General features: G+C 32.3%; 14 protein-coding genes and 1 pseudogene. 10 read left to right on the top strand and 5 right to left on the bottom strand.

All coding sequences use genetic code 11. The annotated features are described in order from the left end of the window. The first annotated feature begins 147 nt into the window (after positions 1-147). Positions 148-714 (top strand): GNAT family N-acetyltransferase, encoded by a 567-nt coding sequence (locus ORL93_RS03975; protein ID WP_265958658.1) that lies wholly within the window; start codon positions 148-150, stop codon positions 712-714. 595 nt (positions 715-1,309) lie between these two features. Continuing rightward, positions 1,310-2,116, top strand: coding sequence for a PspC-like choline-binding domain-containing protein (locus ORL93_RS03970; protein ID WP_003207203.1), 807 nt, complete (start codon positions 1,310-1,312; stop codon positions 2,114-2,116). A 484-nt stretch (positions 2,117-2,600) separates the two neighbouring features. On the opposite strand, the pseudogene ORL93_RS03965 reads toward ORL93_RS03970, so the two are convergent. Both ORL93_RS03965 and ORL93_RS03960 read right to left on the bottom strand, forming a co-directional pair. Further along, positions 2,601-4,263 (bottom strand): annotated as a pseudogene (locus ORL93_RS03965) (M3 family oligoendopeptidase). Positions 4,264-4,280: 17 nt separating this feature from the next. Continuing rightward, on the bottom strand, positions 4,281-5,219 hold the full coding sequence (locus ORL93_RS03960) for a DMT family transporter (RefSeq protein ID WP_265958655.1): 939 nt from the start codon (positions 5,217-5,219) through the stop codon (positions 4,281-4,283). Positions 5,220-5,344: 125 nt separating this feature from the next. Here ORL93_RS03960 and ORL93_RS03955 point away from each other — a divergent pair, with 125 nt between their 5' ends. The 4 genes from ORL93_RS03955 to ORL93_RS03940 all read left to right on the top strand — a co-directional run bounded on the left by ORL93_RS03955 (position 5,345) and on the right by ORL93_RS03940 (position 8,422). After that, complete coding sequence (locus ORL93_RS03955; RefSeq protein WP_098206879.1) at positions 5,345-6,715, top strand: aminotransferase-like domain-containing protein; 1,371 nt, start codon at positions 5,345-5,347, stop codon at positions 6,713-6,715. Between the two features lie 22 nt (positions 6,716-6,737). Next, complete coding sequence (locus tag ORL93_RS03950) at positions 6,738-7,085, top strand: hypothetical protein (RefSeq protein WP_097793787.1); 348 nt, start codon at positions 6,738-6,740, stop codon at positions 7,083-7,085. 12 nt (positions 7,086-7,097) lie between these two features. Further along, a complete protein-coding gene (locus tag ORL93_RS03945; protein WP_265958654.1) occupies positions 7,098-7,976 on the top strand; it encodes an SDR family oxidoreductase in 879 nt (292 codons plus the stop codon). A gap of 209 nt (positions 7,977-8,185) precedes the next feature. After that, positions 8,186-8,422 carry a DUF3947 family protein gene (locus ORL93_RS03940; protein WP_006094922.1) on the top strand — a complete coding sequence of 79 codons (237 nt, stop codon included), beginning with the start codon at positions 8,186-8,188 and terminating at the stop codon, positions 8,420-8,422. Between the two features lie 26 nt (positions 8,423-8,448). Here the strand turns inward: ORL93_RS03940 and ORL93_RS03935 are convergent, their stop codons facing one another. Continuing rightward, positions 8,449-8,664, bottom strand: coding sequence for a spore germination protein (locus ORL93_RS03935; protein WP_003207198.1), 216 nt, complete (start codon positions 8,662-8,664; stop codon positions 8,449-8,451). Between the two features lie 320 nt (positions 8,665-8,984). Here ORL93_RS03935 and ORL93_RS03930 point away from each other — a divergent pair, with 320 nt between their 5' ends. The 3 genes from ORL93_RS03930 (at position 8,985) to ORL93_RS03920 (ending at position 11,147) form a co-directional block, all read left to right on the top strand. Further along, positions 8,985-9,437, top strand: a complete 453-nt coding sequence (locus ORL93_RS03930) for a CHRD domain-containing protein (RefSeq protein WP_080740374.1) — start codon at positions 8,985-8,987, stop codon at positions 9,435-9,437. 372 nt (positions 9,438-9,809) lie between these two features. Beyond that, positions 9,810-10,364 carry an undecaprenyl-diphosphatase gene (locus ORL93_RS03925; protein WP_265958652.1) on the top strand — a complete coding sequence of 185 codons (555 nt, stop codon included), beginning with the start codon at positions 9,810-9,812 and terminating at the stop codon, positions 10,362-10,364. Between the two features lie 285 nt (positions 10,365-10,649). Then, positions 10,650-11,147 carry a DUF421 domain-containing protein gene (locus ORL93_RS03920; RefSeq protein ID WP_265958651.1) on the top strand — a complete coding sequence of 166 codons (498 nt, stop codon included), beginning with the start codon at positions 10,650-10,652 and terminating at the stop codon, positions 11,145-11,147. On the opposite strand, the gene pdxR is transcribed toward ORL93_RS03920, so the two are convergent. Next, complete coding sequence (gene pdxR, locus ORL93_RS03915; RefSeq protein WP_265958650.1) at positions 11,148-12,617, bottom strand: MocR-like pyridoxine biosynthesis transcription factor PdxR; 1,470 nt, start codon at positions 12,615-12,617, stop codon at positions 11,148-11,150. A 148-nt stretch (positions 12,618-12,765) separates the two neighbouring features. Between pdxR and ORL93_RS03910 the strand changes: the two genes are divergently transcribed. After that, complete coding sequence (locus ORL93_RS03910; RefSeq protein ID WP_265958649.1) at positions 12,766-13,683, top strand: DMT family transporter; 918 nt, start codon at positions 12,766-12,768, stop codon at positions 13,681-13,683. A gap of 180 nt (positions 13,684-13,863) precedes the next feature. Here the strand turns inward: ORL93_RS03910 and secY are convergent, their stop codons facing one another. Then, complete coding sequence (gene secY / locus ORL93_RS03905; protein WP_018780511.1) at positions 13,864-15,168, bottom strand: preprotein translocase subunit SecY; 1,305 nt, start codon at positions 15,166-15,168, stop codon at positions 13,864-13,866. Between the last annotated feature and the right edge of the window lie 615 nt (positions 15,169-15,783).

The following is a 15,783-nucleotide window of genomic DNA, read 5'->3' as shown; positions in this document are numbered from 1 at the left end:
AAATTATCAAAAAAAACTTTTGTTTGAATTATAAAATGTGAATATACAGAGGGTTGAGGAATGTATTACTTTGAAAGAATACAAAACCTAAATATATTGAAAAGAACTTATAAGACCAATTAAGGAATAACCTAAGGAGAGAATAAAATGAATATTGAAATGGTTTTTGGAGATTTCCCAGTATTGGAATCTGTTAATCTAGTATTAAGAAAAATCGAAGAGGTACACTTACAGGAATTATATTCGATCTACGACAATGACAAGGTATTTGAATATTGCGGTATCATTCCTAAACATAACTTACAAACGGTAAGAAAGATGATTGGTCATTTTGATAGGGATTATCATAAAAAAAGCAGAATTAAATGGGGTATCTTTCAGAAGAATCAAAGTGATAAATTGGTTGGAATTATTGAATCTATGGATTTTAATCAAAAAGTGAACATGGTATCTATTGGATACTTTTTGGCAGAGGATTATTGGGGTAAGGGCATTGCAGCTGAATCTGTTCGTATGGTAGTAAAATTTTTATTTGAAGAAGTTAATGTAAACAGAATTCAAGCAGAGGTCATGCCTGTAAACGAGGTTTCAAAGAAAGTCCTCTTAAAGAACGGTTTTATAAAAGAAGGGGTGTTAAGACAAGCTTCTTTATGGTCTGGTAAAGGAGTGATCGATTTAGAAATATATGGAATCCTTAAAGAGGACTACATATAAAATTTCAATTAAAATGATACACCTATTTATTTTCATCTCGCTTTAATGGGATAAAATTTAAAGAAAGAAAAAAGTTAGGTAGTGGATAAAGCCGCGCTGATTAAAGTTTCACTTTATCAAGTAGTATTAATGTAGGTGTTATTAAATCTGATTATATCAAGATTTTATTATGTAATTATAATACCTTAAAAATAGAATTATAGATACAATTAACCCCCTAGGTAATGGTAGGTAATGGAGAATTGATTCTCACGTTATGTCATTGTTTAAATTAAATTTGTTCTTCGAAATAATAGTAATATATAGGAGAGACTAATGTTTAAAATAAGAGGTTTTTCAAAGCTATAATGAACAGAGTGGAGAAATGAAACTTTGGAGTCGTCCTGATTTTTTTATTATTTAGTTCTTATTATTATGAAAAACTTTTTTGCGAGGCAATATGTTTTTCTGAAACCATTTTATACGCAACTTGTTATATCCAAGTTCCAATGTTTTTATATTTATTTTATATTCGAACTACACTCATTGTGGTAATATATCTTAATAGAGTATATTTTTACCAAATTACTCTTAACATTATTATAGGGGGATACATATGAAAAAAAGAATAGTTTCAGTTATTTTATCGTCTGCTATTTTATTTCCTACTATTTCACATGCACAGGAAAATTCTAAGCAAGAAAAACAGAATCAAAGATTTCAAAAAACACCTGCTGTACAACAGCAAAAATCAATTCATATAAAAACAGAACTTTCACCAGAAATAAGGAATAGTGATATTAAAGGAAATAAACATGGTATTCAATACTCTAACCAAGAACGTAATACGGTCAAAGCTCCAAGAAATGGATGGTTCTCTTATAATGGATACTGGTATTATTTTAAAAACGGATCGTTATATCATGGTTGGCTACAAGACGGAGGGAAATGGTATTTTTTATTGAATGGTTCCGGGGCAATGGCAACAGGATGGTATAAGGTGGATGGCAAAAACTATTATTTTAATTCCAGTGGTCAAATGCAGACAGGTTGGGTACATGACGGTGTAAGTTGGGCATATTTTAAAGCGGACGGCTCACAGCAAACTGGTTGGTTTCAAAACGGTGGATATTGGTATTATTTACCTAAAGATAAATATATGAGTACTGGCTGGAATCATATTGATGGAAAGCTTTATTATTTTAATTCCAACGGTCAAATGCAAACAGGTTGGGTACATGATGGTGTAGGTTGGGCTTATATGAAACAAGATGGATCACAACATGTTGGATGGTTAAAATATGATGGCAAGTGGTATCATTTTTATGCAGGATATCATATGACTAGAGGTTGGATTTTATTAGATGGTTATTATTATTATTTTGATGCAAATGGTATTTTACAATATTCTCAGAAAGCTTGATGTAATTACATAGAAGGAATTTTCTACCCTTTCTTAATGAGTAGGAGTTTATGAGGATTTGTTTATTGAGATTCGATCCCCAGAAGAAGATTTTAATAAGCGGTGTTATCTGATTAAAAGTGAAGGGTTAAAACGAAAAAGCACAATAATGTGCTTTTTTCGTTTTAACAATCATTTAATAGTTCAGTTAGAAGTAAAAGCTTATCCAAAAATATCAAGGCCAATCACTTCATTATTAGCCTCATCGACGACCAAGACAATTTGTTCAGCAAATGTCTGAAAGGATCGAATAGTTAGTGATTCCTTTAAATCATCATATAAATACCAACCAGTTGGTGTTTTGCTTGTAAGTCATCATCTCGAAAAAATATAATATTATTATGTAAACTAATAATGATGAACTAAGACTCTATTTTGAAAAATATAATTTCAAAATAGAGTCTTTTAGTACAGGTTGAATTAAGTAAAACGTAGGCTTAATTACTCATATTTTTTCTAATAACGCTAATTCCTCTTCAACAAAACACATCAAATCCTTAATTGTTTCACCAGAAAAGTCAAATCGAATTCCAGCTGCTTCATATACTGTTTTTACAGACTTAGAACTACCTAAAGATAAAGCTTTTTTATAGTTTTGCAATGCTTGCTGAGGGTTTTCTTTATATTGTTTATACATTTGTAAAGCACCAATTTGTGCAATTGCGTATTCAATATAATAGAAGGGTACTTCAAAAATATGCAGAACAGATAACCATTGTGCGACGATCCAATTTTTATAGCCATCTGTATTTACGATGCTTGAATTATATAGAGAAGAAAGTTCTAAAAACTTAGCATTTCTTTCTTCGACAGTATGAGTTGGATTCTCATACAACCAGTGTAATTGGTAAATACTCTATAATTTGTGTTAATTGTTCTCGCTTAGCTTGTTTAAAATCTTCTTGATTATTATAAAAAACATCCCAGTTGTTCATTGTAAATAGTTCCATTGTCATACTTGCTAATTCAGCAGTCTCCATTGGTAAATGTTGATATTGATGTATCGAAATATCTTTCATTAAATCATGATGAATACAGTGACCCATCTCATGTAAGAAAGCAACAACATCATCTTGTGTTTTTGTTAGATTCATAAAAATAAATGATAACTTAGATGCGGGTAAATATTCACAGAATCCACCAGGTGCTTTCCCTTTTCTGCTTTCCAAATCTAGATGGTTATGCATTTTTTCTAGAAGAGCTGAAAAACTTGAATCAATCTCTGCGAAAAGTGTTTTGCTTTTTTCTATTAATTCATTTTCATTTTTTACAGGGTGTAAAGGTTTATGATCTGCAGGTACAGCATGTATATCCCACGGACGTAACGTATCTACCCCAAGCTTTTCCTGTAATTCTTTATGCATTTTTTCTTGAAGCGGCACAACGTATTTACGAATAGATTCAGCGAATTCATTGCATTGTTCGGCCGTATAATCAAAACGCTCGTATTTTTTAAACATGTAGTCACGATAATTCATTAAACCAACGTTCCTAGCTTTTTTTGTTCGAAGCACAATTAACTGATTTAAGATTTCTTGAATTTCATTCTCTACGGATAAAAACTTTTCAGAGATAGCAGTCATCGCTTTTTGACGAATGTTTCGATCAGAATCTTGTAGATATATTCTTAATTCAGAAAGGTTTACCTCTTCACCGCCCCACATAGAAGAGAGATTACCAGTGATTTCAAAATATCTTGTTATTAACTCATCTTCAGTAACCTCTAAACTAATATTTTCTTCGTTAAAGAGGCTTCGAATGTTTTGGATTTTTGTATCTAAGAATCCAAACTGAGAGGGATCTAACTGGAAGCGATAGGGTGATTCATAATATTTTTGATCTAGTAGACTTTTATAACGTTTTAATGTAGGCTGTACATTTTTTTGATCAAAGTCAAAAGCTTCTTTTACCTTTATATCATTTGTATTTCGTTGAAAAGCAATATAATGTTGCATGAGTTGCTCATTGATAGAATTTAAAGTCTGTGATTGTTGTATTAACCAATTCTCAAGTTCTTGATTAGAAGATATTGATACGTTTAATAATGTATCCAATTCTTTTGTTAGTTCAGCTATATTACTAATATTAATAGGCATTACCTGCTGCATGAAAAATCCCTCACTTTTTATTTACTAATAGAGGTATTCTTTTCTTTTATATGAATTCCTTTTTTACCTAGGAAGTTTGTACCTATTATACCAAGAACAATCATTATGGTCCCAACGATATGATAGTATGCAATTTGTTCGTGTAAGAATAATACTCCTGCAATAATTGTAATAAGTGTAGATAGATTACTAAAGACACTCATTTTAGCTGCTTCCATATAAGACAATGAATAATTTAATAAAAATGCTGTTAGCAAAGAAGACAATAATCCTAAATATAAAATAGATATAAGAAATGTTCCGTTTGTAAATGGTTTAAAGTATATATTTACAGTACCTTCATTCATATGTTCAATGATAGCGATTAAATTGAAACTAAGAAACCCAATCATTGTCATCATATATGTTAAGTCTATTAACTTAAATTTCTTTGTCATTTTTCGTGCTAAAACATTGTAGCAAGCAGATGATAACGCTGATAGCAGAATAAAAGCAACTCCTATAAAACTAGTCTCATGAGTTCCTGTGCCATTCATAACAAATATATAAATAACACCAATTACAGAAATGAGTACAGATATTTTTTGCCATGCATTTGTAAATTCTTTTAAAAAGTAAGAAGCGAAAATCATTGTGAATATCGGAATGACAGCTTGGATAATCCCAGCTTCAGACGAGCTTGTATATACTAAACCGAAAGCCTGGAACGCAAAGAATAATGCTGGGTAAAAGATTGCTAGTGGTAAAAGTGAAAGTATGTTTTTAAATGAAATATTTAATTTTACAAAACCAAAAATGATAGGAATAGTAGCTATTAAAAAAGCAACTGTGAAACGGTGTGCAAGTGTATCGAGAGGAGTTGTAACCGTTAATGCTAATTTCACAAACATAAATGAAAATCCGATAATAAAGGCATATACTAATGCGGCTGTATATGCTTTAGTTGTGTTTTTCATAATTTCACCTCATATAATTGATTTACTACTGGCCAGTATATGTACATGGTAATCTTTCTGAATCGGTGCTACAATGTGAACAAATACAAACTGTACCGGTACAAAATAGACGTTGAGGTGTAATCATGTATAAATATTTAAATGTATTAAATGATTTAGAAAGCATGATTCAAAAAGGAGAGATAAAAGAAGGTAGGAAATTACCGTCTATACGTTCACTCGTATCACAATATGAGTGCAACAAAGCAACCATTATACGTGCGCTTCATGAATTAGAGAAGCGCCATATTATTTATTCCGTACCTCAAAGTGGATATTATGTGGTGAAAAAAATGGGGAATTATGAAGAAGATGAAACAGAGAATTTTGATTTTGCATCTTCAGCTCCAGATCCTGATGTATTTCCTTACTTAGATTTTCAACATTGTATTAATAAGGCAATTGATACGTATAAGAATGATTTGTTTATATATGGTACACCTAAAGGACTGCCATCTTTAATTTCAATTGTGCAAAAACAACTAGCGAACTATCAAGTTTTCGCAAAAGAAGAAAATATCTTTATCACCTCAGGAGTTCAGCAAGCTCTAGTTATATTAACTTCAATACCCTTTCCAAATCAAAATGAAACGATACTTATTGAGCAACCGAGTTATCACTTATTTATTGAATATCTAGAAACAAATCGTACTCCTGTAATCGGAATAAAACGCACTGCTAAAGGTATTGATTTATTTGAGTTAGAAAAGATATTTCGAACGGGAAAGATAAAATTCTTTTATACCATCCCAAGATTTCATCATCCACTCGGCACTTCATATTCTAAGAAGGAAAAAGAAAAGATTATTTCTCTCGCAAAGAAATACAATGTATTTATAGTAGAAGATGATTATTTAGCAGATTTGGAACAAAACCCAAAGGTAGATCCACTATATAGTTACGATAATTCTTCACATGTAATCTATCTAAAAAGTTATTCGAAGATTATTTTCCCTGGATTACGTGTAGGTGTGGCAGTTATTCCTGCTTCTATTGCAGAAGCGTTTCATAAATATAAAAAGCTATTAGATATTGATAGTTCAATGATTTCCCAAGCTGCTTTAGAAATTTACATAAAAAGCGGGATGTTTGAACGACACAAACAAAAAATCCAATTGTCATATTACGCTAGATCTAAGGCGTTATCTGGAGCATTAGAAGAAGCTTATAAAGAAAATCAACATCTGTTTTGTAAAACAGAAAGCAAAATAGGAATACATACGTGCTTATCATTACATAAAAGTATTGTCACGGAAACGCTTATTAAAAACTTAGGGCAAAATCAAATATTTATAGAGACTGTTGATAAAAATTATTTGTCTTCTTTCCGTAAAGAAAAACTTTTAAAACTGAATGTATCAAATATGAAAGAAGATAAAATTAGGATAGGAATTCATAGAGTAATCGAGGAAATGAAACAAGTAAATCGTGTAGATTTCCATTTTAAGAAAGACTAACACTTCATATAGGAGGTTTATTATGAAGAAAAACATAATAGCCTTGTTGATATGTATTGTCGTAGGAACCGGAGTGATAGTAATGGTTATGTATAATAAAGGAAGTGAAAATTGTAAAGGGGTTGCTATTCATATAAAGTCAGTTATTGTAGATGGCAACAACCTTTCTATATCGAATGTTAAAGTTTATGCAGACTCAATCGTAAATAAAGAACTTGCTATTTCAAATTCACAAGGTGAGTTCGAATTTTACACTGGTGTTTGTGGTAAGATTACGCTACAATTTGTTACTCCGGATGAGGAAATATATACAAAAAAGTATGATAGAGAGCATGTACCTAAATTAATTAGACTGGAAAATAAACATTAAGGAGAATTGTATATGAAACCATTACAAGGAAAAGTCGCAGTTGTAGCTGGTGCAACGCGTGGTGCTGGAAGAGGTATTGCAATGATGATTGGTGAAGCAGGAGCAACTGTGTATGTAACAGGAAGAAGTACAAAGGGTAATTTATCATCAATGGGAAGAACAGAAACGATTGAAGAAACAGCAGAGCTTGTTACAAAACAAGGAGGAAAGGGGATTTCCGTACGTGTAGATCACACAGTGGAAGAGGATATTAAAGCATTATTTACAAAAATTCAAGATGAACAAAACGGCAAACTTGATATTTTAGTAAATGATGTTTGGGGCGGAGATCCGCTTACTGAATGGGGAAAACCATTTTGGGAACATGACTTACATAATGGATTACTTATGCAACAACGTGCTGTCCATTCACACATGATGACAAGTTACTATGGTACCCCCCTAATGGTGAACAATAAGAAGGGACTTGTAATTGAAATTACAGATGGTGTCGATTATCAGTACCGTGGTAACCTATATTATAGCTTAGCAAAAATCTCAACCATCCATTTGGCAGAAGCAATGGCGAAAGATTTAGAGGAACATCATATTACTGCTGTTGCGGTAAGCCCTGGATTTCTCCGTTCGGAAGCAATGTTAGATTTATTTGGTGTAACAGAAGAAAATTGGCAAGAAGGTGCAAAGAAAGATCCACACTTTATCGCATCTGAAACACCTTTCTTTATTGGTAGAGCAATCGCTGCTTTAGCAAGTGATTCGAACATTCATAATAAAACAGGAAAAGCCCTTAGTTCTTGGGGGTTAGCGAGAGAATATGGATTTAAAGATATTGATGGAAGACAACCTGATTGGGGAAAATATTTTGAAGAGAATGTTTTAAAAGGACAATGAGTATTGTATAAAATGAAATGAAGACTAAGAACCATGTATATATCGGTTCTTAGTCTTCATTTTCGTTCGTATAAATATTTTTGCTGCATCTTTATTCCTTCCAACGGTGGACAAAAGGTTGTTAAATATTGTTACGCTTTAGAACTTTTTAAAACTCATATCCATAATATATAAAACAGTGTGTGGATGATTATATAAGAGGGAGTTGAATGAATATGAATGTTCCATATTTTAATAATGAAATTCGAGTTCCTGCTGTAACATATACTTCAGCACAAGGTACACTTCAATCTGTTCAGCAGGCATTACAAGCGCAGGTACAAACAATGCAGATGCAAGGTATGCATTTTGACTATCCGTCTGTACAATATTATTATCCTACGTATATGACTCAGAATGGGATATATTTTTCAACAATTCCAATTGGTGCTGTGTACAATTTATAAAACTGATTTTATTACTCTTAATAAAATTAAGCTGTTCCAACTTGATTTTGATCTGCAACATCAGAATCAAATGTATTCGTTGCACTCACACCGTTAAAGGTATTAGTTACAAAAGCAACATTAGATGATCCTGAACCATTATAGGCTTTTGTATTTTCTTTCGGAGAAACATTATAGAAATCACCTAAGTTAAAAGAACCGTTACTATTTTGAACAACAAGATTTCCGACAACAGAGGGCATAGTCTTCACCTACTTTATTAGATTAGGGATTGTTAAAGTCACTATATGATTTATTTTTGTAAAAGTGCAGCTTAGCATAAAGCGAATTTGAGCGGAAGAGAAATGTATCGTATGAACCAAAGACATCATTGAACAAAAAATGCATAGATTTGTGGAATTGAGATGGACTCTTTTTTATTAATATTTCGTGCTATTTTGATAAATGCATTAAGAAAAAACATTGATAAGATTCCATTAACCCAAGAAAATGTAGTTATCGTTGTGCATCTAAAAGCGATAAATCTATTTATAGTAAAAGCGTGCAAGCTGTTTTCTATCAAATGAATAAAATACATTATTTAATGAATAGGGAAGTGAACTATACTTTGTCTAAATGTTTTTTAACTAGATTAACAGGGCGAGAAGAAGTGCCTCTTGTAAAAACAGATGCTTGCGGTTTAGTACTATTTAGATTTAATACTGATTTTACAGGACTTCGATTTAAATTGGTGCTTAATGATATAGAAATATTGACTGCTGTTCACATTCATCTAGGGACGCGAGGCGAAAATGGTCAGGTTGTCGCATTTCTTTTTGGACCAGTAACGCGTGGTATTAGTGTCAATAGAGGAGTGGTAACGGGAATAATTGTAGAAAGTGACCTTACTGGTCCTTTACAAGGTATGTCCTTGTTAGAACTAGCAAGAAAGATGGAAATCGGCAATTCGTATGTAAACGCTCATACGGAAAACCACCCAAACGGAGAAATTCGAGGGCAAATAAAAAGGTTTTAATCTTTCTTAACTGTATATAGTCTGTTCTTACAGGTTATAATTCCATATTTTTATTCCTTATAAGTATGATGACAAAAACCTTTAGCCATAATTATGACTAAAGGTTTTTGTTGTGGGGAAATTTATATAGAACCAATAATTTTTAAGGAGGTAAAGTTCATGGAAGATAATAAAAAATCAATTCTCGCTTTTATAGTGTTATTTCTAGGTTTAGTGTTCATTGTTGGAGGGATGGTTTATAGTTTGTGGGGACCATTTTAAATTCATTGGTGAACAATTGCCACCTAGGCAATTCAGTCATAAACTGTTTTCCATTTTTTATTAGTTAATGGACTTTATATATCATTTCAGAAATAAAGGAGAACATTTATAATGAATTATATGCTGTTTAAGGTTATAAATCGTCTTGCTGGACGAGGAACTACTATGGATGCGATAATGGTTTTTCTTTCACAGAAGACGCGTTATCTATACCTTTTCATATTAATATTTATGTGGTTTAGAAACAATTTCTACAAAAAAATTATTTTGTATGCAGGAATTTCAGCAGGAGTTACTTTATTTATAAACCGTATCATCCAACTTTTTTATTTTAAACCTCGTCCTTTTATTTTCCATCGAATTCGTTTGCTTATCCCATCAAAGAGTAATTCCTCATTTCCAAGTAAACATACTGCCTTAGCTTTTGCTGTAGCGACTTCCGTTTTACTTCGTGAACGTTTAATTGGCTCTATTATGTGGTTATTAGCAGTTTTGACAGGTTTTTCACGTATTTGGGTAGGACATCATTATCCATTTGACATAATCGGGAGTGCTGTTATAGGTAGTCTAATAAGTGTGATTATTGATAAGAATACATATACATTTCAGTCTCTTATTACTTGGATTATAAATATATATTCATCGTTCACAAAATTATTTAAATGAAAAAAAAGAAAAATTCCCTATGTCATTCTTGGGAATTGTACCAAATAAAAAGAGAACATCCGCTTCTTTTGTTTTATGGAGTAGAGCAAGAGAAGGCACAAATTGAAAATCTCTTTTGGAATTTTAAAAAATCTAGTAAGGATTGACTAGGATAACTAAAAACAAGTACATGCTAGGGAGTGCTAGTATATACTTGTTTTTAGTTTTTAGGAACTGTGTGAACAATAAAGAATTTAATTAATGGTAATGTTATTCATAAATTAGCATTAAAGGAATGGATTGTTGATGAATATTTTTTTTGAAAGCATAATTTTAATTGTTACGGGTATCCTCGCTTTAAAATTAACCGGAAGTAAATCAATTAATCAGATGACAAGAGCTGAAATTATTATCGTTGTCTCTATTGGGCGTATTATTGTAGAACCAGTGCTAAGTAGAAAAGTAGGACCGTCTATCCTTGCTGCTTGTATATTTTCAGGTGTTTTATTTATTATTCATTATGTAGAAATGAAATCAAGAAGGATGGAACAATTTTTAAATGGTAATAGCATTGTTATTGTTGAAAATGGAGAAATTTTGAAAAATAATTTGAGACGTACGAAAATGACAGAACAGCAACTGCTGATGTATTTAAGAGAACAAGGAATTCATGATATTAAAACATTACAACAAGCAACGGCAGAACCGAACGGTCGCGTTGGTTATCAACTAACAGCTGGGGCACAACCAGTTACTTGCGAAATGTTAGAAAAGATATTGCACCAAAACAACCTGAAAAAGTAGTTAATATGGAGATATATTAACTACTTTTTCAGGTTGTTTTAGGGAGTTTAGCAATACGTTATGAAATCTTTTTAATCCAATCAACATGTCTTTTTCATTTAACATAGAATAACTAATTCGTAAATAGTTATATTTTGATTCATGATTCAAAAAACAAGCCGTTCCTGGTAGAAAAGAAACGTTCGCTTCATTCGCGTTTTTAAGTAACATAAAAGCATTGATTGAATCTGGAAGTGTAATCCATAAATTAAAACCACCTAGAGGTTTTTGAAAATGAATGTCCCCTGTTAGAGAAGTTAATATTTCTAGTGTTGTATCGCGTCTTAGTTGTAATGCGGTGCGTAATTTTTCTAAATGATTTTTCATTCTTTCTGCTCGTAAAAATGGAAGAAGTGCCTTTTGTGTTAGTAACGGACTTCCTATATCCATCGAAGCTTTCACAGCATATAACCATTCAAAAATAGGTCCTTCTACAGCTAATGCTGCAATACGAAGGCCTGGCGCTAATGTTTTACTGAATCCTTTTAAATATATAACGTGACCATTTGTATCAAATGTTTTAAGTGGAGGTGGAATTATAACTTCATCAAAATATATTTCCCCAAAAGAATCATCTTCAATTATAAAAAAATGATACAGTTCTGCTAGTTCTACAAGTTCATTTCTCCTTTGGCTACTCATTATAGTACCTGTAGGGTTTTGAAAAGTAGGATTCACATATACTAAAACGGGTCTCTGTTTTTGACAAACTTCATCGATTAAATCAGAGCGAATTCCTTGTTCATCAAGCTCAATTGGTATGATTTTAACCCCTTTGTTTATAAATACATCAATTGCTGCACCGTAGCACGGGCTCTCTATTATAACTGTATCACCTGGTTGTAACAATGTTTGAGCGATTAAATCAATTCCTTGCTGGGCGCCACTTGTAATTAATAAATTAGAAGGATCTACAGCTAGTCTTTGATAATCTTTTAAGTATCTTGCAATTTCTATTCGAAGCTCTTCATCTCCTTGAACTGGTCCATAAGTTGCTAATATCATTTGATCTTTGTCTATTATTTTTTGCATTTCATCCGAAAGAAATGGATTAGGTAAAAGACGAGGATAAAGAATGGCCTGTGAAAAATCATAATATTTCCTATGTTGATTCATTACATATTGAGATCGCATGACATTGATTGATTTCGTATGTTGCCAATCATATGGCGTAGGCTGATGCTTCCGATGTTCATGTTTATGTATATACACACCTTTTCCTTGTTTAATTTGTACATAACCTTTTGTTTCCAGCTGTTTATAGGCTTTACGAACGATTAATATACTTATTTTCAAATCATCTGCTATAGTACGTAAAGAAGGTAAGGAATCACCATGTAATAACATTCCACTTTGAATCCGCTCAACAACTTGCATATAAATTTGTTGATAGAATGGTATATTAGACTCTTTGCGTAGTACAATTTTCATGATCTCACCTGAGTTTCTTTTTAATTTAATTAAATCTAAAAACATATGTAGGAGCAACTATAGATTTATCCAACTGTTATATACGTTGATATACTGTTATACACTGTTTCCTCTATACTCATCTTAAAAAACAAAAGGAGGAAACATAATGGTCATTTTTAATTATATTTTAATTTGTATGATTTTCGGCACAACATTTTTAACGATAAAAATTGGGATTGAAGCGGGGACACCACCATTATTCTCGGCGGGAATCCGTTTCTTTTTAGCAGGTGTTATTCTAATCATCGTATTTACCTTAAAACGGAAAGGTATTATACCATACCTACTTTCAAAACGAATTATATATGCTGGTTTTTGTTTAACCTTTATGACATTTGCAACATTATATTGGGCTGAACAGTATATTTCTTCGGGTTTAGCAGCTGTTCTTTCTGCAACAGGGCCAATGATGATTTTGTTATTACAATCGAAGAGAAATAAAACAAAACTACAACGGGAGCAATTTCTCGCTCTAATCATAGCGCTTATTGGAGTTGTTTGTATCTCCTTACCAGGGATGCACCAACAACTCACTTTTATATGGAGTATCGCTTGCCTTGTCATATTAGTCGGCGAATTATTTTATGGCATAGGTTCCATCCATTCAAAAGAAATACTGTCAGATCTGCCAAAAGTATCGCCGTTTCTCATTAACGGAATCCAAATGTTTTACGGTGGACTTTTTCTTCTGATTAGTTCTACTTTTATAGAACAGCCAAATCTCGATATATTAACATCTTGGAGTGTACAATGGCCCATTCTATATCTTATCTTTGTAGGGTCAATTGGTGGGCATGGTTTATATTATTGGCTCTTGTCAAAGACCAATCCAGTATTCCCATCAACTTGGCTGTATGTATCTCCATTAATTGCTGTTATTACAGGATACGTATTTTTAGGAGAACCAATTAATCCAGTAATGGGAATCGGAGCGTGTCTCATCTTGATTGGTGTATTTTTAGCAAATCGCTCTACACTTGGAGTGTACTTTAAACAGGGGAGATTATTGAAAAAAGAAATGTAACATGATTGTATTTCAGTTGTGAAATAGAAGAATAAAATAGTGTGTTTATGACAATGGAATTGATATGTAATTAAATGTTTTTTTATATGTATACTGTTGTTTTTCAAAGTTACATAAATAAAAACCCTCTCATATAGAAAATGAGAGGGTTTCATTATGCCTAATTTGTATGTAAAAATATTAGTTTACTTTCTTTATAAACCCTTTATAGTGACGCTTCACAAGCTGGCTTTCTAGTGTTTTCATTGTTTCTAACGCTACCCCTACAATGATGAGTAAACTTGTACCACCAATTTGAGCAGAAGGTGGTAAAGTAGCCACTTTCGTAAATACAATTGGTAAAATTGAAATAGCACCTAAGAAAATTGCACCAATAAACGTTAAACGATACAAAATTTTTGTTACATATTTCTCTGTCGATTTCCCTGGTCGAATACCTGGAACGTAGCCATTTTGCTTTTTCAAGTTTTCGGCCATTTGTTCAGGATTTACTTGAACAAATGCATAGAAGTATGTGAAAGCAATAATGAGTCCAACGTAAAGGATCATTCCAACTGGATGTGTAAAGTCCAGATTTGTACTTAACCATTTAGATATATCAGAGTTAGGGAATAACTGCGCAATGGTCCGTGGTGTCATTAGAAATGCAGAAGCAAAAATAACAGGAATTACACCCGCACTGTTTACTTTAAGCGGTAAATGTGTATTTTTTGCCCCTTGATATTGATTATTCCCTGAAACAGCTTTTGCATATTGAATAGGTATTTTACGAATTGCCTGTTGGATGTAAATAACACCAACAACGATCGCTAAAATAATGAGTCCAATCAATACTACTTTTACAATATGCATAAAGAGTTGATCTCCAGCATTTTGGAATTGTTGTAAATAAATTTGATTTACGACATTTGGAATCGCTGCAACAAGTCCTGCAAAGATAAGCATTGAAATTCCGTTACCTACGCCGTTTGCAGTAATTTGTTCACCTAACCAAAGTAAAAATGCAGTACCAGCAGTTAGCACTGTAGCGATAAATAAATACGTAGTCCATCCTGGATTAGAAATTAGTTGCCCGCCTGCTATATTGTTAAAGCCAATAGACATTCCAATGGCTTGAATAAATGCGAGAATGATTGTAAAGTATCGGGTAAACTGAGCTGATTTTTTACGGCCCATTTCCCCTTGCTTTGCCCACTCTGTAAATTTAGGTACAACATCCATCTGTAACAACTGTACAATAATGGAGGCTGTAATATATGGTGTGATACCTACAGCAAAGATTGAGAAGTGTTGTAAGGCTCCTCCGCCAAATACATTAAGCATACCTAAAACATTGGCTTGATCTTGTACTTTTAATACCTCTGCGTTAGTATGAGGAACTGGTATAAACGTGCCAATTCGAAAAACAATTAACATCGCAAGTGTAAAAAAGATTTTCCTTCTTATCTCAGCTACTCTCATAAAGTTTGAAATCGTACGAAACATCGTGTCGCCTCCTGTATTTTTTAGCAGTTATCTAAAAAGAAAACTGTTTTTTTATATCCTGATGAACGAACTACAAGCCTCCTTCCGTGTAGAATTCATTTGACAAATGGATTTTCATACATTTTGTAGTGTTGTTATGGATATAAAAAATACAAACGTTTTTATAAGCGATAGATTTATTTTCGTAATCATTCAATAACCATAATATAACTAATAAATAAAAAAATGTACATAGATACGCATGAAAAATGAATGAAAAGGGTAATTCTTTACATTGTTATATGAAGAGTTGGTTACATAAGTTTGTAATTGTTATCTATGTATAAGTAGAGAATTATCTACAATTGATAGCAGTCAAGTTGTGGCTGTAGCGTGGGATTAAGTGTTAATAGGAAGTGTGTTTACTCCAAGTGATATTCATACACCTTTATGGTTATGGAATCAATATTTCCGGACCTTGTTGTTCAAAACACATTAAAATAAAATGAAAAAGAAGTAGATGCTGGTGTTTCAAACATCGGTATCTACTTCTTTTTATTAAAAATCAGGAACTTTGTACCGGTACAGTTATTGTAAATGAACATTGTTGATGCTCTTCATAGCTTTTAAAATTAG

Origin of the sequence: Bacillus sp. DHT2 (assembly GCF_026241455.1) — a bacterium.
Taxonomy (GTDB): Bacteria; Bacillota; Bacilli; order Bacillales; family Bacillaceae_G; genus Bacillus_A; species Bacillus_A pseudomycoides.
This window is presented reverse-complemented; position numbering and strand designations above follow the sequence as displayed.